This is a genomic window from Chloroflexota bacterium (genome assembly GCA_016875875.1).
GTDB lineage: Bacteria > Chloroflexota > Dehalococcoidia > GIF9 > UBA5629 > 9FT-COMBO-48-23.
The window spans coordinates 1-20,605 of record VGOP01000017.1; the positions used below are offsets into that span (position 1 = coordinate 1).

Genomic DNA, 20,605 nt, shown 5'->3' on the forward strand with positions numbered 1-20,605 from the left:
GTTTTAATAGAACATTAGTGCTAACATTGTGTTAATTATGGCGAAGTTGTTGAAGATTGCGTTAGATAGGCAGAGATATGACTTAGCTGCCTATGTTCTCGTCTATGGGCTTATTAGGGCAAAGCAAAGTGAGAAAAAGAGACACCGCAAAGGGCAGAAAACCGGGATTCTACGGCAAGGCGCTTGATGAAGCCGAAAAACTGGAGCTTGAGGAAGCCAGGGGTATAGAAGGGATTGACGAGGAGATTGCTATACTCCGTGTTAAACTCAGGGAGCTTATAGTGGCAAAGCCAGAGAGATTCGACCTTCATCTGAAAATGGCGACCACCATCGCCCGGCTTGTCACCACTCGCTACAACATCACCAGGGAACAGAAGAAATCGCTTAAGGAAGCTATCACCAAAGTCTTAACTGAGATAGCTATTCCCCTGGGGGTTAAGGCGCTGATAAGATGAGCTCGAACTATTTGGTTTTGCAACCGCTGTATTTATTCCGCCGAACTAAACTCCTAATGCCGTAGAAGGCCAAAGTGATGACGAATGCAGCAACAACCAATATTAGGGCGAGTTCAGAATACTTGGCCATGAGTTCCCCGATCCGCGCCGTGTCAATATGGAAGACAAGATCAGCAAGGGTGTATGCTATAGCGGATATAGTGGCCAAACCCGCCAACAAGTTCTTCCACATCCTCCACCATTCGAAAATCCAGTCCTCTAATGCTCTCATCATGCCACGCAGAGCAGCAAGGCCTATTATCTTCGCTCTTTCGGGTTTTGGAGTACGCGGCGCTTTCTCCCTTTCCTTAGCCTTGCTTGGCGGCTCTTCTGGCTGGCGTGGCTGCCTCTGCACGGGCATGAACGCATATACAATAGCAGTTGCGCCTAGTGCCAGTGCTATTATTACGATGTATGGCCATGTGGACAAGGTTTGTCTGTATATTACACAGACAATTAACAAGATTAGTGCTAACGCAACGCATACGATTGCAAAAGTAAGCCGACGGTGCTCAGTCCACCAATTGGGCCTAATTTTGAAGGGGAGTGCCGCGAGGTAAGGGAAAAATACGGAGATTAGGAAACAAAGTTGAAGTTTGTACAAAAGCTGCGCAGGGATGAGTTCCATGCCAAGAGCCAAAGCGATGATATAGAAGATGATAGCTATAGCAGCCCAAGCTGCAAGAGCATCTTTCCAGAGTTCCCAATACTTTCGCATACAACCAGTATATCATAAGCCTAGGAGGGCACAAACATTATGACATTGTATCATCTGTTCAGGTTTTTCTTGAGAGAAGAGGGCTATCCTAAACGATGTAGCCACGAGGCTTTAGCCTCGTGGCCCCGACCTTAAAAGGTCGGGGCTACAGGAGGTGGTAATTTCGGGGCTACATGTTGGAAGATTGGAGCCGATGCTTCAATCTTGACAAAATGAAATTAAAACTCAAATGAGAGGTTAAAAATTTTGAATTTTTATTTGTCATTTTGCCTTTTGCTCTTTGATTTTTGACATGAAACTACGTCCATACCAAGCGGAAGTAGCTAAAGCTATAATCGAGAGTATCCAGAGCAATCTCGGCTTAACATTCTCAGTTGAAATCGCCCGACAAGGTGGTAAGAATGAGCTCTCTGCCCACCTTGAAGTTTTGCTGATGACTATGTTCATGGCTGCCGGCGGCAGCGCTATCAAGTGCTCCCCCACGTTCAAGCCGCAGACAATCATCTCCATGAGCCGGCTTAAGGAAAGGCTGGACGACTTTGGCTTCGGTGGCATCTGGTTTACTGAGGCTGGCTATATGATTAGGCTGGGCAATGCCCGCCAGATATTCCTGTCTGCCGATGAGTCTAGCTCGGTTGTTGGTCATACTGCTGACATACTTTTAGAGATAGACGAGTCTCAAGATGTAGCCAAGGACAAATACACCAAGGAATTTAGGCCAATGGCATCAGCTTCGAATGCTACCACCGTCCACTATGGCACAACCTGGGATGATAACACCTTGCTCGAGGAGGTCAAACAGACTAACCTGGAGATGGAGAATAAGGACGGCATCAAGCGCCATTTTCGGTACGACTGGCAGGAAATAGCCAAGTACAATCCTAGCTACAAAGACTTTGTTGAGTCTGAGCGGGGACGCCTTGGCGAAGACCATCCCTTGTTCAGAACTCAATACGCTCTGCTGCCAATTCGAGGCGGCGGTGGCTTCCTGACAAGCCAGCAGATCGCCCAGCTCCAAGGCAATCATTCTAGGATTAGCCAGCCCGAGGAATGTAGAACCTACATAGCTGGCATAGATTTCGCTGGCGAATCTGAGCAGCTTGAAGACGAGATTCTAACCCGCTTAGGCAGGGACGCAACTGTCATAACCATTGCCGAGGTTGTATCTGAGGCTACTGATATGGTGGTTAAGGAGCTCATAATGCATGTGGTGGAGCACTATAGCTGGGTGGGTAAGAAGCACTCCGAGCTCTATCCTCAGATGGTTGACGTGCTCAAAAAAGTCTGGCATTGTAGCCGAATTGTCACCGATGCTACGGGTGTTGGCGAGCCCATCACCAGCTTTTTGCGTAAGTCATTAGGTAGCAAAGTTATACCCTTTAAATTCACCCAGAAGACGAAGTCGGAAGCGGGCTTTGATTTGTTGGCTGCCATCAACTCGGGCAGGCTCAAGCTTTATAGGCAGGATGGCTCTGAGGATTACCAAGAGCTGATGTTTGAGCTGCAGAAAGCCAAGAGCATCTACAGGCCTAACCAGACCTTGAACTTCTTTGTCTATCCCGGTGATGGCCATGATGACTACCTGATGAGTCTAGCTCTGGTGGTTCAGGCGGCAAATAGGTGTGTGCCACGAAAGGCTATAGGCCGATTAACCAGCTGATAATCAACTGTTAAGAACGAGAAAAGAAACGGACGAGGCTTAAGCCTCGTCCGTTGTTTGTGAACGCTATCGGTTCAGTGCCATTAGATCAAGCTGGGCAATCCCTTAGCCGCTTCCTCCATATCACGGAGTCGGCCTGTGGATTCTTTTATTCGTTCCTTCTGAGCCTGGGCAAAGGCTGTAGCCCTGTCGTAATAGTCCCTTACCTTTTGGACAAAGGCCAACTGCGACAGTATTACAGTGACATCGACGGAGGATCCGCCTCTGGGGAAGTCGCCAGCTCTGATTACGGCATTTTCCGCCAGCTCTCTCAGATAGTCGCCCAGGCCTTTAGCTATATCCATAGACATGTCTTTGGATGGTGCTGCCATAAGATATAAAGCTCTGCCGGCATCCTCAGGACCGCAGGTGATAGAAAGTTCGCTAAAGGCGGCATCCATTGCCTGCATAGCCCTCAAAGTCTCATCGCTCTTCTCTTTAAAGCTGACCTTGGCTAGTTCCCAAGGGAAGCGGAAGGCGCGTGGTATGCTCGCACTACCGACGCCGATGGCTGTCCAGCCATCTATGGATTGCATAATATCACCGGCATCTAGCACTTTAGCGCCGACGTATTTGTATTTGACTATCTCGCCAGCACACATCATGTCGTAGAAAGGTTCGACTATTTTTGAGTTTATTCTCTCCAAATTCATTGCCAGACTGACGTCCTTTCTGACATACCGTTGATTATCTGCCAGAAAGACGCCATCCGTCACTGAATGTATAGACTTCAAGCAAGTGGCAGTATTATAGACGCTTCGCAGCTCAGCCATCTCTTCGTGCTCGAAAGGAAGAACAACCAAACCATAAACCGCCTTACCTACATAGCGTTCCTTGAGCATTTGGGAGATTACAGATATGGCACCGGAGCCAGTGCCACCGGCTGCCCCGGCGATGAGCAGGAAAGCATGAGTCTGGTAGAAATTGGGTGCAGTCCTAACAGCATCTACCACCTTGTCACCGTCTTCTCTGGCTAACTCAGCGCCCATCTCGTTTATCTTGCCCACACCATGTCCCCAGGTCTTGCGCCCACCGATGAGAATGCGGTGCATAAAATCGGAGCCAATGTGAGTTAAGCCAGTAAGGTCAGTCTGGTCTGTGTTAACGGCGAATGCCCCAGTGACTATATTGATACCCCACTGCGCTTGTGCCTGTTTATTTAAGCGGACAAACTGATCGGCGACTCGGGACCCACATTGCCCTAGCCCGATAACCAGTAGTCTCATGATACCTCCTTACTTTCTGTTAACATATTGGTTAACTTGTTCAATATTAAGCTATAGCTCGTCTGTTTGTCAAGTTTGGCTAAACTGAGAGACATTCTTAAGCATAGAGTGATTCCCCCTAAACTAGATGTTAACTTTGAAGGGAGGTGGTTAGGGTGAGGATGAAAACTGGGACAATCCTCTCCTTCTAACTCCCCCGCCCGTGGCGGTAGGATTTCGGATTTTATTTCCATTCGCTCTGACGGCTGGCAGATACGAAACGCCAGATAACGATGATTACAATTATGGCGCCTAAGATAATGGATAGCAGCAGCCACCAGTCCATACCACTAACCTTGAAGAGTTGCCCATTTGTCCAGTCACTCTGATTTTCAGCGCCATCTACAGCTCTAACTCTCCAATAGTAGTTCCCTTTTGCCAGAGCCTCGTCTTCGGTCAGTGTATACTCGGATACGGTTAAACCTTCTTTTCGGATTACGGCACCGGCGAAATCAGCGCTAGGGCTTATTTCCAGTACGTAGTAGATGCCACTCGGGTCTTCGACATCTGACCAATTTAAGGCAACGGTGGTTTTGCCAATGAAGCCGAACTCGCTACCAGCTTCTGGAGATACAAGATTAGGTGTTGGTGGTGGTGTTGATTCTACGTTTAGGCTCGTGGAGAACACAGATGCCGTAGCGTCAGTGATAGTTACAGTGTGGTTGCCAGCTTTGCTTTTTGGAATTTTGAAGCTAGTCGTGAAGTCGCCTTTGGTGTCGGTGGCTGCACCGGTGGCTATCTTAGCTCCATCGTAGCTGATAGTTATAATCTGAATTGCGGCAAAACCGGTGCCATGAACGGTTATGTCAGTACCTATAGCTCCTGAAGTCGGGTTCAGTTCTATTTTCGGTGAGATGATTACGAGAGCGTCGACAATATCGCTGGCTTTACTTATTTCTCCAGAAGCGTCGATGGTGTGCTCACCCTTGGTACACGGGGGCACATCTAATCTATCTGACCATGAGCCTTTAGCATCGGCGATGATATTGCTCACAGCTAAAGAGCCATCAAAAGTAACTCTGATATTGGATTCGTTGGCTTCGAAACCAATGCCGCTGACCCAGAGACTATCGCCGACATTGATAGGGCCACCGAGGTAACCAGAGAATGCTTCAAGTTTTATCCCCGGAGACACGGAGAAGCTAGCTGGAATTACATCAATTTCGGGGGTAGCCGCTCCGTAAGCTCTTATCTCGTGACCGCCCTTAGCTGAAGCTGGGACGGAGAAACTGGATTGCCATGAGCCTTTAGAATCAGCAGCTATCTCGGTTTTTATTGTTCCGCCATCGTAGGTTACCTTGATGTTTGTTTCCCCGCTGGCAAAACCGCTGCCAGATATGCCCACCACCGTACCTACCCATCCAGACGACGGGTTGATGTCGATTTTTGGGGTTACTGTGAAGACCTTATCCTCAACTTCAGAAGCTGGTGTCGTGCCTTTAGCATCGATGATATGTTGCCCCCGATTGCTCGCCGGGACTTTGATGGTGTTTTGCCAGCTTCCTTTATTGCTGGCTGTAATCTCGGTCTGCACTGGGCTGCCGTCATAGACTATCTGGATGTCTGACTCGTTGCTATTGAAGCCCCTTCCGGCTATCGTCAGGTTTGAGCCCACGGCTCCTTGGTTAGCGCTAAGACTGATAGATGGAATGACGATAAATTCAGCAGTGAAGAAATCACCGGCTACTTTTAGTGTGACCTGGTGCTTGCCTCTGGCAGCTTCTGGAACGATGAAAGCTATTGAGGTGACGCCTGCCTTGATTTCACCTTGGCTTATAAGCTGGTCAGTTTCACCCCAGTAAAGCTGGTAACTGCCGCTACCGTAGCCAGCCACAGATGAAATTGTCACATTTGTGCCAACGGCTCCTTTTGCTATGTCCAATGATAGGACACCGGCATGGACTGGCACTGGTATTAGGCACAAAGCCAACGACAGAAGGGCGAAGGCTGTGACCGTAGCTCCTACTCTCATCGTTTCCTCCAAGCAGTTTTGCTTGTTATCATAACACGAAATGGGCGACGGCGAAAGATGTTTTTATATATCTTTAGATAGAGTTGCCAGAAACTCTGCATTGGTTTGCGTTTTGGCTAGGCGGTCGAGAAGCCTTTCGGTGGCTTCGGTGTTGTTCGACGAGTCTTCAGCTAACATATTGACTATCCGCCGGAGCAACCAGACTTGTTTCAACGTGGTCTCATCAAGCAGCAGCTCCTCACGGCGGGTACCGCTGTGCAGGATATCCATAGCTGGGAAAACTCTTTTTTCAGCCAAGCGGCGGTCGAGATGCAATTCCATATTGCCAGTGCCCTTAAATTCCTCGTAAATCAGCTCGTCCATGCGACTGCCGGTGTCGACGAGGCAAGTGGCGATGATGGTTAAGCTGCCTCCTTCTTCAGTATTACGGGCTGCACCAAAGAAGCGCTTTGGTGGATAAAGGGCTACCGAATCAATACCTCCGGATAGAGTGCGTCCGCTCGGGGGCATTGCCAGATTATAGGCGCGAGTTAGCCGGGTAATGCCATCAAGCAGGATTACTACATCCTTGCCTATTTCCACCAGCCTCTTGGCTCGCTCCAGAGCTAATTCGGCTACCCGTGTATGGTTTTCCGCTAGCTCATCAAAGGTAGCGGCAACAACTTCGGCTTTCACCGAGCGTTTCATGTCAGTAACTTCCTCGGGTCTTTCGCCGATGAGGCAGACCATGAGGTGAGGTTCGGTGTAGTTGGTGGTGATGGCATTGGCTATGTGCTTAAGAAGCACAGTCTTGCCAGCTTTTGGTGGCGATACAATAAGCCCGCGTTGACCTCTGCCGATGGGAGATATCAAGTTGATGAGCCGCGTCGATAAGTAGCGGGGGTCAGTCTCTAAGTTAAACATCTTGTCGGGGAAAGTCGGTGTCAGAGAGTTGAAATGAGGTCGGCTCTTAGATTGCTCCGGGTCAATCCCATTAAGTGCTTCGACGCGTATTAGACTACAGTATTTCTCCCCCTCTTTAGGGGGCCTGCCCTGCCCGGATACAGTGTCACCAGATCTTAGGCTAAAGCGGCGAATCTGGGAGTTGGAGATATAGATGTCGTTTGGTCCGGGGAGTAGGCTATCCTGGCGCAGGAAGCCGTAGCCCTCACTCACAATGTCTAGGATACCGCTGACGAACAGGTAGCCCTGCTGTTCAGCCTGTGCCTGGACAAGCCGCATGATAAGGTCTTGTTTCTTAAGCCCACTGTAGCCTTCGATTCCCTGTTGCTTCGCCATATCGACCAGTTCATCTCGAGTTCTAGTTTCCAGTTCAGCGATGTTCATGTTAGTAACCTCTCATATAAAGTATAATTTTTATTACCTAGCCCTTAGTAGCTGCAGCAGGTCCCATTACTTTGTTCCAGTCTTCCAGGAATCGTCTTATGCCGATATCGGTCAGTGGGTGTTGAATCATCTGCATTAGCACTTGGTACGGAACGGTAGCTATTTGGGCGCCAGCTTGAGCTGCCTCGATGCAATGCTGCGGATGCCTGATACTGGCGGCGATTACCTGTGTCTTAACAGAATCAGCATAATTCTTGTACACTGCGACAATCTCCTTTACCAGCCTCATGCCATTTTCGCCGATGTCATCAAGCCTGCCGACGAAAGGACTGACAAAGGTGGCGCCGGCTGCAGCAGCCAGAAGCGCTTGATTCACAGAAAAACAAAGGGTGAAGTTCACCTTCACTCCCTCCTTGGTTAGTTGATAGGTAGCTTCAACACCTTCTAAGCTGGCTGGTATTTTCACCACCACATTTTTTGCCCAGGAGGCGATTTGCCTGGCTTCGGTGACCATTCCTGCGGCGTTCTGGTTTATCACCTCGGTTGATACTGGGCCAGGGACGATAGAACAGATTTCCTGGACATGGCATTTATAATCTATCTTGCCCTCTTTGGATATCAGGCTGGGGTTGGTGGTCACGCCGGTAATTACCCCCATCCTGACCCCGTGGCGGATGTGTTCAATGTTGGCTGTATCTAGAAAAAGTTGCATGTGTTCCTCCCAAAGGTGATTAGGTACATGATAGTTTCATGCTAGCGGTAGTGTCACTTGAGCGCCTTCAACCAAAGTCTCCTTGGCGGCCCCTACGAAGCTGTCAAACAGCGGGTGTGGACGATTGGGGCGTGACTTGAATTCAGGGTGAAACTGGCAAGCCACCATCCAGGGGTGGTCTTTGACTTCAACTATCTCAACCAGTTGATTATCTGGGGATAGCCCGCTGGGGATAAGCCCTTTCTGCTCCAGAGGCTCGCGGAAGCGGTTGTTGAACTCAAATCGGTGACGGTGGCGCTCGTAGACTACGGTTTCTCCGTAAGCTCTGGCTGCTTGTGTCATGGGAACTAAGTGGCATGGATAGGTACCTAGCCTCATAGTGCCGCCCATGTCGGTGATTTTATGTTGTTCTGGCAGCAGGTCTATTACCGGATATGGGGTATCGGAGTCAAATTCAGTAGAGTTGACCTGTTTGCTGCTTAAAGCATAGCGCCCGAATTCAATAACCATGACCTGCATGCCCAAACATAAGCCTAGATAGGGGATATTGCTCTGGCGGGCATAATTAGCCGCAGTTACCATGCCTTCTATGCCGCGGTAACCGAAGCCGCCCGGGATGATAATGCCCTGGGCTGACTTCAGTAGGTTTATATTGCCGTTGGACTGCAAGTCTTCGGATTGAACCCACAAGATGCTTATCTGCCGGTTGTGGTGCAGTCCAGCATGACACAGGGCTTCTCGCACAGAATAGTAAGCGTCCTGAAGCTCTACATACTTGCCCACAAGGGCTATGGTTATTGGCTCTTTAGGAACTTTTAGCTTGGCCACCATCTCTCGCCATTCCGTAAGATCAATATCTTTAGCTTCAAGTCCCAGGCGGTTAATAATTAAATCACTCAGACCAGCCTCCTCTAGTATCAGTGGCACCTCGTAGATGGTTTCGGCGGTAACCAGGGGTATGACCGCTTCTTTGTCCACATCACAGAACAGCGATATCTTGTCTTTCAAATTTTGAGGAATCTCATAATCTGACCGGCACAGAATGATGTCTGGCTGGATGCCGATTCGTCTTAACTCGTTGACACTGTGTTGAGTAGGTTTGGTCTTAAGTTCGTTGGTGGTGGCGATGTGTGGCAGGAAAGTAACATGAACGTAGAGGACATTGTCCCTGCCTTCTTCATTTCGCATCTGGCGGATGGCTTCCAGAAATGGCAGGCCTTCGATGTCGCCTACAGTACCACCAACCTCAACGGTAACCACCTCAGCGTCTGAGAGCTGGGCTACTTCCCTTATTCTCCGCTTTATCTCGTTGGTGACATGTGGTATCACTTGGATAGTGCCACCAAGATAATCACCTCGTCTTTCCCCAGCGATAACCGCCGAGTAAATCTGACCTGAGGTAACATTGGAAGCGGAAGTCAAATCGACGTCGATAAATCTCTCGTAGTGCCCCAAGTCAAGGTCTGTCTCGGCACCATCCTGGGTAACGAAAACCTCACCGTGCTGATATGGGGACATAGTTCCCGGATCAACATTAAGATACGGGTCTAGCTTTTGTACCGAGACTGAGATAGCGCGACTTTTCAAGATTCTACCGATGGAGGCGACAGTGATTCCTTTGCCTACTGAGCTGACTACGCCGCCGGTGACGAAGATATACTTGCTCATTAGCGTAATCGATGCTTATTCTGATTCCGGGAAGCGAATTCCTCTAAGAGGTGAGGTTTTTCCGGGGAAGTAAATACACGTGTCACCATAATCTAGTTCTAGTTATAACTATGCGAACATATTTCATATAGCTCATCGCGGGAGAAATCTAAATGGATAACAAGTCTGAATGTAGAGGTAAGTGGTTTCTTATTATTATAGGGACTTGCTTTCGGGTTGTCAAGTTTTTAGCAGGTAGGGCAGTGTACCTATTCAGGCTTTTCTTTGGAGAAGAGAGCTGCCCTAAATGCATGTAACCTCCCCACCTGTCGTTGCCAGCACTTTCTCTTTCTGTCATTGCGAGGAGCCCTTCTGCAGAAGGGCGACGTGGCAATCTCTGCCTGGCACCTACGTTGGCCTTATGCTGAGATCGCCACGGGGCTGACGCCCCTCGCGATGACAGTAAAACGGTGTTTTGGTCATCGAGATTTTAGGTCTTGAATTTGTTTGGGATTTGGTGCTTGGGATTTAGTATTTACAAAGCATGTAGTCCCCGATGCTTTACCGGAGCTTATCTCCGGCGCGGCCTGAAGGCGAGAACTATTATGACAATTAGCAGAGCTAGGCCGGTGGCAATGAATACCCAGGCCCAAAGCGGAGTCTCTGGTTGTAGTGCAGATGGCGCTGGTGGAGGTGGAGGTGCCGCTTCAGTTTGGAAGCTGAAGGTAGCTGACCAGTCGCTCATCGCTGGCTCGAGAGCCTTCACCCGCCAGAAGTAGCTTTGGCCATATTCTAGCTGCCCAACGTACTCGTAGGCGGTCGTGGTCACGTCTGTCTCCTTGACCAATTGTGTCATGGCTGCATCTTTGGCCAGAACGAACTTGTACTTGGTGATATCTTTGAATGGTGACCAGGCGAAGTATGCCGGTTTCACCGTATGGCCTGTGCAGGCGTTGTTTGGATATATTAGCTGTGGCCCGTATGATGGACTGCTTGCCGGCAGCCCGGATCTAATGATGAGACTTTTCACTTCCGACCACGGGCTGCTAACAGAACCACCCCAAGCATTCCCACGCACTCTAGCTCTCCAGTAATAAGTGTGGCCTGCCTCGAGCCTAGCCGGTGCTGCGAGTGCCGACGTTGCAGCTTCTGGTGGAGCAGGATAATATGCTCCGGCTGCCGACGTTGCGGCTTCTGGTGACGTCTGCCCACCAGCAGGATAATATGCTCCGACTGATGTGGTTGAGGCGGGTGTGAAGACGCCGGTGTCAAGAACTATGATGGTGAAATCCGGATCTTTGGCTATCTGCACCTGAAACTGGGTTGAAAGGCAGAGCTCCTCCCAGCTGAGGTCGATCTCCTGGTTCCCCCCCGACACTGGGTCACAGCCGATTAGTGTCTCATCAGCAGACTTAACTGCAACTGTGGCTGTTCTGGTAGTGGTGCCGGCCTCGTTGGTGGCTGTCAGAGTGTAAGTGGTGGTGGAAGTTGGCGAAATCTGTTCCACCCCGTGTTTAGCGCTGCTTAAACTATCACTGCTTGCCGCCGGCTGTATGTTCACTGCTGCAGCACCGGAGACATCCCAGTTTAACGTTGCCTGCTCACCAGCGTTGATTATCGCCGGGCTGGCGGTGAAGTAATTAACTACTGGAGCAGTGGAGGTGGATGGAAGAGGTGATTCTTTAGGCGAAGCGGCAGTCGCACAGCCGCTGGCTGAGCCAGTTAATACCAGAAGCGACACTACAAGCAAAATCACATACCACTTGCACTTGCTCATATTATCATCCTGTCTGATGAAAGTATAAATTGGCAACTAAGCTCTGTCAAGCTCGGTTCACACTTGTCGGAATTAGGTTTTAACCCCGCTTACCAAATCCAACATGTAGCTAAAACAAAATCAAAGATTAAAGGTTAAAAATCAAAGTGACAGATAAAAAGGCAAAAATTGTTTCTTCTTCGTAGGCGGACATCCAGTCAGACCTGGCAGGTTCGCTCCGTGGGTTCATTTTTGACCTTTGATTTGTCATTTTGCCTTTTGCCTTTTGATTTTTGAATTTATTTGGGATTTGGTGCTTAGGATTTAGTATTTAACCATGTAGTCCGAGGCGGATGGGCGGACAGACCTGAAGGTCTGTCCCTACAAGGCTTTGCCTTTTGATTTTTGAATTTATTTAGGATTTGGAGCTTAGGATTTAGTATTTAACCACGTAGGGACAGGGCTTTAGCCCTGTCCGAGGCGGATGGGCGGACAGACCTGAAGGTCTGTCCCTACAAGGCTTTGCCTTTTGATTTTTGAATTTATTTGGGATTTGGAGCTTAGGATTTAGTATTTAACCATGTAGGGACAGGGCTTTAGCCCTGTCCGAGGCGGATGGGCGGACAGACCTGAAGGTCTGTCCCTACAAGGCGTGTTTAGGATTTGGTGCTTGGGATTTGATATTTAGACATGTAGCGGCGAGGTTTTAACCTCATCCGGAGTGCCTATATCCGGCGGCTCCTTAAGAGTGCTATCATGGCTATAATTATGGCGAATCCCACCATGTTTATCAGGACGCTGGCCTGTAGCCATCGTAGGAGTTCGTAGTAAGGCGGTGGTGCCGTAGGTGGAGTCGGGCTGCTTATGGTGGTGAAACTGAATACTGGGCTTGGCTCACTGGGCACTGGCCTTGTGGCGGTAACCTGCCAGAAGTAACAGGCGTCGTAATCTAATCTGCCACCGTATTTATAAGCTGTGGTGGGCAGGTCCTCTTGCACAACGATGTCCGTCAAAGTTGAGTTTTTGGCCAGTACGAACTTGTATTCAGTAGCGCTTTTGGAAGGTGTCCAGGAGAAGGCTATTGATGATACAGGTATGTTGCTGGCACCATGGGCTGGTTTTAGGGCTTGTGCTCCAAGGTGCGGGCTGACCACTGGTAAACCAGCTTTGATGCTGAAACTGCCCTCGTCTGACCAGTGGCTGCGGATTACCTGTCCTGTAGCTGCCTGCCTGACTCTAACCCGCCAATAATACGTGGAATTGGCCTCCGGTAATATCCCGGGCAGGACCCTGTAGGCTGGGCTGCTTACCATAGCTGGCTCGTAGTAGGGGTTGGCTTGAGGTTCAGCCTCCGTGATTCGCAGGCTGAAAGCTTCGTCTCTGGCTATCTCAATCTCATAAGCGTCAGCCAAGGAAAGTTGCTCCCACCTGAGGTCAACCTCCTCATTCCTGCCGCTCACCGGGTCGCAGCCGAGCACTGCCCTGTTCTCAGGTTCAATCAGCCTTGGCCCTGCTTTGGTTAGAGTATCGGTAAACGCCCAGAGGCAGCCTACATCGCTCGCCGAGTTGTAATTGTGAGCGTCAATCGCCCACAGGGTGTTCTCGGAAATGCTGAGGCAGCCCGGCTCAGTGCTGAACCGAACACCGGCAGCCAAACCGGCCGTTATTGAGTCCCAATACACGCCTGGCTTGGGTATGCCACTCCTGGAATAGAGAGATCGGTCAACGCCGCTTTCAGTTGAGCTGTAAGCTCCGTACATGGCACCTCGGCTATTCATGACCAGGCCGTAGAAGCTGTGATTTGGTGGCGCCAGGTCGTCCCAGCTATAGCTTCTGTCCAGACTCCATCGGTATATCCCTCCGGCGTCATCAGCTACATAGATAATCTGGTTGGTGTCGAAATAAGTGTCAAAGGCTATATGCCGATTGCCGGCGCTTGGTGTCTCTCTAGTGGCCTTAATCCAAGTCTGACCTTTGTCAGCCGAGTAGGCTACCGGTGACGGCTCGTTTGTGGCAGCGCCAATTACAACGCTATCGCCGTAAACGGCAATAGTATGGCCTGTGGCTAGTCCTGTATCAATGCTCTTTGCCCATCTCCAGCTGTTAGCATGGTAACCGCGGCGCACCTCCCCGTTACCCTGAAGGATGTATAGCGTCTGGTTATCTGGCGTTGCCATGTCCTGTATCATAACGTTGGGCAGGCAATCGTGCCAGGTTTGGCCATGGTCTATGGAACCGCGGGCTTGGTCAGTTCCCTGGTTCCCCCAGAATACATTCGCTCCGTCCTTAGCATCTGGAGTTAACCTCAATATGGGCGACTCTCCACTGGTGCACATTACCCGCTGCCAGATATCTCCTAGAATCGGGCTCTGGCTACGCCACAGGCTATCAAAGCCGGCATCGTTTACTGATGCCAGATAAATGGTTGATTCATCCTCCGCCACAACCACGCTTTTCAGTCGGTCGATTCTGGTGTCGATGAGCCCAATTTGGTTCCATGAGTTGCCGTTATCTATAGTTATGGAGACTGCTGATTCGTCGAGGCTTTGGCTGTTCCAGGCGGGGTTGGTCGGGTTTGCCCATTTTCCTGGCGTGTCTCGATTTCCCGAGCCGGTGGCACAGAAGGCGGTTGAGCCGTCAGCTAACCAGGCAAGCTGGGCGTTGGCATAGCCATCCTTGCCACCGCCGGTTGGTGGTTTGAGCGGTAGCTTCCAGATGGGGCAGGAGCTCAGCGGGTCATGGCATATCCACACCTTAGCTGAAGCCTGGGCTAGGTCAGCAGCCACTTCGCCTGCCAGCAGCTTGCCAGTTTTGTTATCTCCGGCGTAGGCAATGGTGCTTATTCTGGCTCTGTTTCCAGCTCCGGGCAGTCTTAGTCTGGTGACTGTGGCGTTGTTAAGGCGGTAGGCATCATCTAGCACCTGGCTCGGCCCCAGTGCGGTTCCATTGGAGTCATAGGTGGCGAAGATTATGCGCTGGTTCTCTACGCTGCCAAAGAAGTTGCCGGGCAAAGCTATATCTCCGGTGATGATTTTGTCCTCGCCGCTGGCATTGCCGCCACTCTGGCTCGGCTCGCACATCTCCACCGGCCAACCAGTATCTCCGTTCCAGGTGTAGGCATTGGCAGCTACATCGCGACGGCCGAGGCAGAGGTAAGTCCGCTGCGTGGTGGCGGCCATGACCACCAGGCTGAAATCTGCAGTGTAGTTCGGCGATGGCTGAATGGCAATGACATCGCCTGAGGTAAAGCCTTGAGCCTTCCAGCTACTTAAGCCAGGATAGCCCAGGATGTAGATTTCTCCTTCACCATTGCCGTCATTGGGATGGCGACTGCCAACGATAATGTCATGCCTTAACGCCCCGTTCAAGTCATAGCCCGGCGAGATGGCGATGTCGCCGATTTGCTCGCCACCGCCATAGACCCAGGGGATGGCACCGCTGTAAACCCAGTTGCTGCCGCCGTCGTCGGAAAGATAGACTTCGTGGCGGAGTGTAGCCGCATTGTTAAGACAGACGACGGCTACTAGGTCAGGGTTATCTGGAGCCAGGGCGATATCCATTATCGGCAGAGTTGGTGTCGGTGTGGCTTGGGCAAGATGCTGCATAGGCTTTGGGCTCCAGGAAATGCCACCATCGCTGCTCCTCCATATTCCCGGGTTTGCCACCGGCGGCGGCGCAACGTTGGGAATGTCGATGGCATATATAGTCTTGCCATCTGAAGCCAATGCCAGGGCATTGAGTTCACAGGAGGGATGGATGTCGTTCCTGTCGGCTATGCTGCCCGGCGTGTCAATTACTGTCCAGCGCAGCACTGCTGTATCTGGAGCACCGGCTAAAGCCATCGCTGGCAATAGCACCACACTGGCTATCACCCAGACCACCGCGGCAACTGCATAAAACATGTAGAAACATGCAACTGCGGGGCTTTATAGCCCCGCAGTGTGATTTAGACATATAGCCACGAGGTTTTAACCTCGTGCCCTCGACCTTAAAAGAACATGTAGGGACGGGGCTTTAGCCCCGTCCAAGGCGGAGGGGCGGACAGACCTGAAAGTCTGTCCCTACATTTCTGACGCCCCTCGCCATGACAGTCAACATGTAGCTACTCACCTGTCATTGCGAGGAGCGATAGCGACGTGGCAATCTCTGCCTGGCACCAACGTTGGCCTCGTGCTGAGATCGCCACCGGGTTGACGCCCCTGGCAACGACAGTTAACATGTCGCCTTGACCCTTGGGGATTTCGTATTTTTACACAGCTTTGGACAGCTAAGGTGCCTGGATTATCCTCGGCTCCACCCACCTTACGCAGTCACCCTCCGGGGAATCCTTAGCCTCAACCCAGAGTATGAACTCTGTCTTTTTGCCTGCCAGTGCGCTTAAGTCAGCCTCATAGGTCTGCATCTTACCGTCGCTGTACACGTCCATCTTGGGGAAGAAAACGACGCTGCCTATATCATCCGTATAGCCCAAGGCAACCCGAACCCCATCGGTGCTCTTAAAGTCTAGCCCGAAGCCAACCTGAGCACTGAACTTCGCGTTCCCAGGTACTTCGAACGGGCGGGTTGTTGGGGTGCGGCTTTCCAACGGGAAATAGGTCTCGGCGAACCTGCCCAAAATCCAGCCATTGCTAACCTGTTGGGGACACATCACCAGTGTCCTGGCTAACGGGATTCTGTAGGCTGCGCCCTTTGTCTCGTGGGCAGTCATCGGCCAGGTCAGGTCACCGCCACTGCTCTTCCACTTAGCCAGAGGCGCCTCGACCAGGAAGTCGTAGGTAAACGTTGACCCTAGGATAAGTGTGGCACAATTGTTGCCCTTGTTGCTTTCGTTGACGGCATTTCCGCCGTCGGCGCAGACCTTAGCATAGGTCGTTGGCGCTTTCTGTTCCACTTTACCCTCCGTGGTGAACTCCAGCGTTGAAGGGTCACGTCTCCATGTATAGTTGGAGAATTTGTCTATCATTTCCTCACCCGGTGCCAGAGGCGGCACATAGCTATCAGACCCAAAAAGATCATTGACATACAGGTACGACCGGCTACCTGCGGAAGCGGCATCACCCTGGTTCTTTATCTGGTAGCGTAACATCCCGTCATACCAGACGTCCGTAATTACCAAATCAGCCTTGCCGGTTACCACCGGCTTCACCGTAACGTTAACGGTGCCGGTGGAGCTGCCGATTTCATTGGTAGCCGTCAGCGTGTAAGTGGTGTTGGCGGCTGGCGATAGCTGTAGCGAGCCGCTTGAGCCTGAGCTGCCAATCCCGGGCTCTATGGTCACTTCGGTAGCGCCAGAGACATCCCAGCTAAGGGTCGTCTTCTGCCCAGCGCTTATGCTAACCGGGCTGGCAGTAAAAGAAGGCAATTATCACCTTTAGGACTATACATAGCCGACTAATCGTGATATAATAGGCAGTGGTGGGGCGGTAGTTTAAAGGGAAAACGATTGGCTGTCACCCAATAGACTGAGGGTTCGATTCCCTTCCGCTCCACCAACTGACTATTGACATTTATTGTAAAATGTTCTACCATTGTAATTGACAGCCAATCGGGTTAAAGAACCCAAAGAGTAAACAGGCTAGAGGAAAAGGGCAAACTCTGGCCTGTTTGCTTTTCAATACATTTAAATAGGCAAAACGCCCTGATTCTGCCATCCAAGTATTTTAACTTTCGATGGCGTATCAAATCCCTTGCCATCAAGCAAAGCCTGTACGGTTCTAATTTGCAACCTATCGTAACTTGTACCTTGTAACATATATATACCGACCTTCGCTGCCTCTTCATCCATTCCCTTAGTCGGAGGTTGTAAACAGATAAAACCTGCCATTTCGCTGTTAGGTTCACGCTCCAGTACGCCACGCAATTCTCTTACATAGGCGGGACTCAACTTGCCACCTTTGACGGAGAGTATCATATTTCTTAGACCATCTTTAATCTCAAAGTGAATTCGACCATCAATGCCCTTATCGCCTGAGTATTTAGAACTGGAAAAACCACCAGCTAATTCTACAGCCCAATGCTGAAATTGACGTGCATCACGGTCAAACAAGTCCTCTGCACCTTCGACGCTCAAAGGTACACCGCTAACCTCATAGTGCGCGCCTTCTTTTAATCCATATCGCTTAAACAAAACATCACGAATAAGTCGAACCGATAGAATGGCAATGTCACAACCTATCCATTTACGACCTAGTAAATGAGCTGCATAAACAGCCGTTCCGCATCCGCAAAATGGGTCAAAAATTACATCGCCAGGACGTGTAGACGCATTAACAATTCGATTAAGTAGTGCTATTGGTTTTTGGGTTGGATAGCCTAACCTTTCCTTTTTATCCCTTTCTGGAATCTGGGGTACCAACCACACATCATCAGGATTTTTGGGTTCATCCATATAATATTTATAGACTCTTCCAGCTTTTCTTACGCCTCTAAATCTTCTCCCATCTTCATCATAACCAAAGTATCCTCCAAAAGTACCCTCTGATTGTTCCCTTAAATCTCCAACTGCTTTACCATCATAGTAATAATGGTTAGTTTTACTATAATTCAATAGGGTATCGTGCCTCTTATTAAATGCGCTTCGACCAATACCACCACTATTTTTATACCAAATTATTTCATTGCGAAAATTTTTCTGGCCAAAAACACCGTCCATAATCACTTTGATATAATGACTCACCTCATAACCACAATGTAAATATAATGAACCAGTAGGTTTCAGAATCCGTCTCATTTCAAATAGGCGATAAGTCATATAAATTAGATATGCTAGAAGTTTGGGCTCTGTATGTCGTAGGGCATCAATCCATGCTTTCCAAAACAGAACAATATCTTCATCAACGCCATAATCCCTTAGAACTATGGGCATTTTACGAGCCATCTCTTCTTTTTCCGCATCCATTTCCCAGGTGTCGCAAAATGCCTCTTCTTGTTCTGGTACTGGCTGTCCTGTCAACCTTTTGTAAATGAGGTTGTAGTTTTTCTTGCTGTTCCATGGCGGGTCAAGGTAAATAAGGTCAACACAAGCATTGGGCATTGTGCGCATGATTGTTAGATTGTCACCATAAATGAGCCGATTTTTGGTGATTGTAGGCGATACGTCAAAAATGCCGGGCAGGTGATGTGTTAGCTGTTTCATGCTGTCACCCCCACCATGTGAAGGACTAATTCACCGAAGGCATTTTTATTGTCACGGTTGTTATATTTATAGGCCGTCTCGGAGATATAATGATTTGCCCACTTCTCGGAGTAATGATGATGCTGGCCGTACCAAGCCCGCTTTAGCAATGCCCAAAGTCCCTCAATTGTGTTTGTATGAACGTCCCCAACTGCGTAGGCAGTTTGATGATTGACGGCAGCATGTTGTGTAAACTTCTTGAAACCGTCATATCCAGTGTATTCATCGGTCATAGCGATTGAACTATTAGAATCGACATGAGTTTTATAATATGTGCTTAATCCCTTTAGGCTAAGTGCTACTTTGTTAAACACCTCTGCCCTAGCTCGACCATTCCTTTCGACAATCCCAACTACCGCCATTTTGTCAGTACCACGACCCCGCTTATGTTTGCCATTGCCTTTTCGAGGCTTACCACCTATGTAGGTTTCGTCCATCTCGACTATGCCGTGAAACAACCGCTTTTGCTTAGGGTCGGTTAACATCGCTGTCCTGATGCGGAGCACTAAACTCCAGGCCGTTTTATAGGGAAGATTCAAGTCTCGCGCAAGCTGTAGATTTGACACGTTCTTTTTGGCATTAAGCATAATGGCTATAGCTAGAAACCAGGTCTGTAACGGCAAGTGTGTATGATGAAAGATAGTACCTACTGTAGCACTGAAAGCCCTATGGCAGCTTTCACATTGCCAGCGAGGTAATGCCTTGTCTTTGCTGGCATGAACACAAACTTTGTCACTCTTACAATAGGGACATACAGGGTCTCCACCCCACCTGATTCGCTCTAAGTGACTGATTGCTGCTTCCTGATTAGGCCACCGATTCATGATTTCCACGATATTCATTTCTCCACCTCTCTTATGCTACAATCATAGCATAAAAGAGGCACTTTGTCAAGTCCTAAAGGTGATAATCCCGTAAAAGAATTGATGTTTGGCTTAACTGCTGGTCCAGTGGGTGCTGCAGCGCAGCCAGCAGCTGAACCGATTAGTGCCATCAATGACATGACAATTAAGACAAGAAACCATTTTTGTTTGCTCATTCATTACCTCCATTTTTGTCACATTTGTTTCCGTTTCCCCCTGATGCTGGAACATGGGGTCTGCGTGCCTTGCGTGACTTCTTACCTCAAAAATATCACCTCCTTCTTATTTGTGGTAGGCATTGCGGAATCATTAATAGAATAACGAAAAATGCGCTGGTTTGTTTAACCTTCGAGGTACTTTAAGCCAGATTTTGTAGTCTCTCGGTCGTTTTGGGACAAATCGACCATAGAAAAATGATACACCTGCTGTCAATCGATGTCAATCTATCCACCTGTCATTGCGACCCCGAGCGCAGCGAGGGGGTGGCAATCTCGGTAGAAGGGCAACATGTAGCTATAGGGAGTGGGAAGTTTGGGATTTTGGATTTTGGCCTTTGGATTTGTTTAGAATTTGGAGCTTAGGATTTAGTATTTCTCAAAAATGTAGGGACAGGGCTTTAGCCCTGTCCGAGGTGGACGGGCGGACAGACCTGAAGGTCTGTCCCTACAAGTTTGGGTTTGTTTAGAATTTGGAGTTTAGGATTTAGTATTTCTCAAAAATGTAGGGACAGGGCTTTAGCCCTGTCCCAGGCGGACGGGCGGACAGACCTGAAGGTCTGTCCCTACAAGTTTGGCTTTGTTTGGTATTTGGTGCTTGGGATTTATGATTTACAAAGCTGTAGCCACAACGAAATCAAAGATTAAAAGTCAAAAATCAAAATGACAGATGAAAATGCAAAAATTGTTTCCTCTTCAGAGGCGGACACCCAGTGCAAACTTGACAAACTAGCCATTCGGATTATTTTTTGACCTTTGATTTG

Annotated in this window: 14 protein-coding genes and 1 tRNA gene; 3 read left to right on the forward strand and 12 right to left on the reverse strand. The window is 49.5% G+C overall.

Annotated elements, in window-relative coordinates:
- Positions 1-128: 128 nt before the first annotated feature.
- Entirely contained in the window at positions 129-455 is a 327-nt protein-coding gene (locus tag FJ023_09500; protein MBM4447556.1) for a hypothetical protein, read from the forward strand.
- 7 nt (positions 456-462) lie between these two features.
- Here the strand turns inward: FJ023_09500 and FJ023_09505 are convergent, their stop codons facing one another.
- Positions 463-1,212, reverse strand: coding sequence for a hypothetical protein (locus FJ023_09505; GenBank protein MBM4447557.1), 750 nt, complete (start codon positions 1,210-1,212; stop codon positions 463-465).
- 292 nt (positions 1,213-1,504) lie between these two features.
- On the opposite strand from FJ023_09505, the gene FJ023_09510 reads away from it, so the two are divergent.
- On the forward strand, positions 1,505-2,872 hold the full coding sequence (locus FJ023_09510; protein ID MBM4447558.1) for a hypothetical protein: 1,368 nt from the start codon (positions 1,505-1,507) through the stop codon (positions 2,870-2,872).
- An 83-nt stretch (positions 2,873-2,955) separates the two neighbouring features.
- Here the strand turns inward: FJ023_09510 and FJ023_09515 are convergent, their stop codons facing one another.
- From FJ023_09515 to FJ023_09550, 8 genes are all read right to left on the reverse strand, one after another.
- Complete coding sequence (locus tag FJ023_09515; protein ID MBM4447559.1) at positions 2,956-4,137, reverse strand: cell division protein FtsZ; 1,182 nt, start codon at positions 4,135-4,137, stop codon at positions 2,956-2,958.
- A 223-nt stretch (positions 4,138-4,360) separates the two neighbouring features.
- Positions 4,361-6,148: a hypothetical protein gene (locus tag FJ023_09520; GenBank protein ID MBM4447560.1), complete on the reverse strand. Its 1,788-nt coding sequence runs from the start codon at positions 6,146-6,148 to the stop codon at positions 4,361-4,363.
- Positions 6,149-6,211: 63 nt separating this feature from the next.
- Positions 6,212-7,474, reverse strand: coding sequence for a transcription termination factor Rho (locus tag FJ023_09525; GenBank protein ID MBM4447561.1), 1,263 nt, complete (start codon positions 7,472-7,474; stop codon positions 6,212-6,214).
- A 37-nt stretch (positions 7,475-7,511) separates the two neighbouring features.
- The gene (gene fsa, locus FJ023_09530; GenBank protein ID MBM4447562.1) at positions 7,512-8,186 is read right to left on the reverse strand and encodes a fructose-6-phosphate aldolase; all 675 of its coding nucleotides are present in this window, start codon (positions 8,184-8,186) and stop codon (positions 7,512-7,514) included.
- 36 nt (positions 8,187-8,222) lie between these two features.
- A complete protein-coding gene (locus FJ023_09535; GenBank protein ID MBM4447563.1) occupies positions 8,223-9,854 on the reverse strand; it encodes a CTP synthase in 1,632 nt (543 codons plus the stop codon).
- Positions 9,855-10,404: 550 nt separating this feature from the next.
- Entirely contained in the window at positions 10,405-11,610 is a 1,206-nt protein-coding gene (locus FJ023_09540) for a hypothetical protein (GenBank protein MBM4447564.1), read from the reverse strand.
- 704 nt (positions 11,611-12,314) lie between these two features.
- Entirely contained in the window at positions 12,315-15,491 is a 3,177-nt protein-coding gene (locus FJ023_09545) for a hypothetical protein (GenBank protein ID MBM4447565.1), read from the reverse strand.
- Positions 15,492-15,856: 365 nt separating this feature from the next.
- The gene (locus FJ023_09550) at positions 15,857-16,951 is read right to left on the reverse strand and encodes a hypothetical protein (GenBank protein ID MBM4447566.1); all 1,095 of its coding nucleotides are present in this window, start codon (positions 16,949-16,951) and stop codon (positions 15,857-15,859) included.
- A 55-nt stretch (positions 16,952-17,006) separates the two neighbouring features.
- Between FJ023_09550 and FJ023_09555 the strand changes: the two genes are divergently transcribed.
- Positions 17,007-17,081, forward strand: a tRNA-Asp gene (locus tag FJ023_09555).
- Positions 17,082-17,209: 128 nt separating this feature from the next.
- On the opposite strand, the gene FJ023_09560 is transcribed toward FJ023_09555, so the two are convergent.
- The 3 genes from FJ023_09560 to FJ023_09570 are packed head-to-tail and all read right to left on the reverse strand — an operon-like array spanning position 17,210 to position 19,802.
- Positions 17,210-18,724 (reverse strand): hypothetical protein, encoded by a 1,515-nt coding sequence (locus FJ023_09560; GenBank protein ID MBM4447567.1) that lies wholly within the window; start codon positions 18,722-18,724, stop codon positions 17,210-17,212.
- On the reverse strand, positions 18,721-19,605 hold the full coding sequence (locus FJ023_09565) for an IS1595 family transposase (protein MBM4447568.1): 885 nt from the start codon (positions 19,603-19,605) through the stop codon (positions 18,721-18,723). Before FJ023_09565 ends, FJ023_09560 begins: the two co-directional genes overlap by 4 nt.
- A complete protein-coding gene (locus tag FJ023_09570) occupies positions 19,602-19,802 on the reverse strand; it encodes a hypothetical protein (GenBank protein ID MBM4447569.1) in 201 nt (66 codons plus the stop codon). The genes FJ023_09565 and FJ023_09570 overlap by 4 nt, the downstream gene beginning before the upstream one ends.
- Positions 19,803-20,605 lie beyond the last annotated feature (803 nt).

What these genes read in the sequence shown, in the direction of transcription:
- FJ023_09510 (MBM4447558.1), top strand. Translation starts at nt 1,505, where the DNA reads ATGAAACTACGTCCATACCAAGCGGAAGTAGCTAAAGCTATAATCGAG.
- FJ023_09545 (MBM4447565.1), bottom strand. Translation starts at nt 15,491, where the DNA reads ATGTTTTATGCAGTTGCCGCGGTGGTCTGGGTGATAGCCAGTGTGGTG.
- FJ023_09540 (MBM4447564.1), bottom strand. Translation starts at nt 11,610, where the DNA reads ATGAGCAAGTGCAAGTGGTATGTGATTTTGCTTGTAGTGTCGCTTCTG.
- FJ023_09505 (MBM4447557.1), bottom strand. Translation starts at nt 1,212, where the DNA reads ATGCGAAAGTATTGGGAACTCTGGAAAGATGCTCTTGCAGCTTGGGCT.
- FJ023_09560 (MBM4447567.1), bottom strand. Translation starts at nt 18,724, where the DNA reads ATGAAACAGCTAACACATCACCTGCCCGGCATTTTTGACGTATCGCCT.
- FJ023_09520 (MBM4447560.1), bottom strand. Translation starts at nt 6,148, where the DNA reads ATGAGAGTAGGAGCTACGGTCACAGCCTTCGCCCTTCTGTCGTTGGCT.
- FJ023_09535 (MBM4447563.1), bottom strand. Translation starts at nt 9,854, where the DNA reads ATGAGCAAGTATATCTTCGTCACCGGCGGCGTAGTCAGCTCAGTAGGC.
- FJ023_09570 (MBM4447569.1), bottom strand. Translation starts at nt 19,802, where the DNA reads ATGAGCAAACAAAAATGGTTTCTTGTCTTAATTGTCATGTCATTGATG.
- FJ023_09515 (MBM4447559.1), bottom strand. Translation starts at nt 4,137, where the DNA reads ATGAGACTACTGGTTATCGGGCTAGGGCAATGTGGGTCCCGAGTCGCC.
- fsa (MBM4447562.1), bottom strand. Translation starts at nt 8,186, where the DNA reads ATGCAACTTTTTCTAGATACAGCCAACATTGAACACATCCGCCACGGG.
- FJ023_09525 (MBM4447561.1), bottom strand. Translation starts at nt 7,474, where the DNA reads ATGAACATCGCTGAACTGGAAACTAGAACTCGAGATGAACTGGTCGAT.
- FJ023_09565 (MBM4447568.1), bottom strand. Translation starts at nt 19,605, where the DNA reads ATGAATATCGTGGAAATCATGAATCGGTGGCCTAATCAGGAAGCAGCA.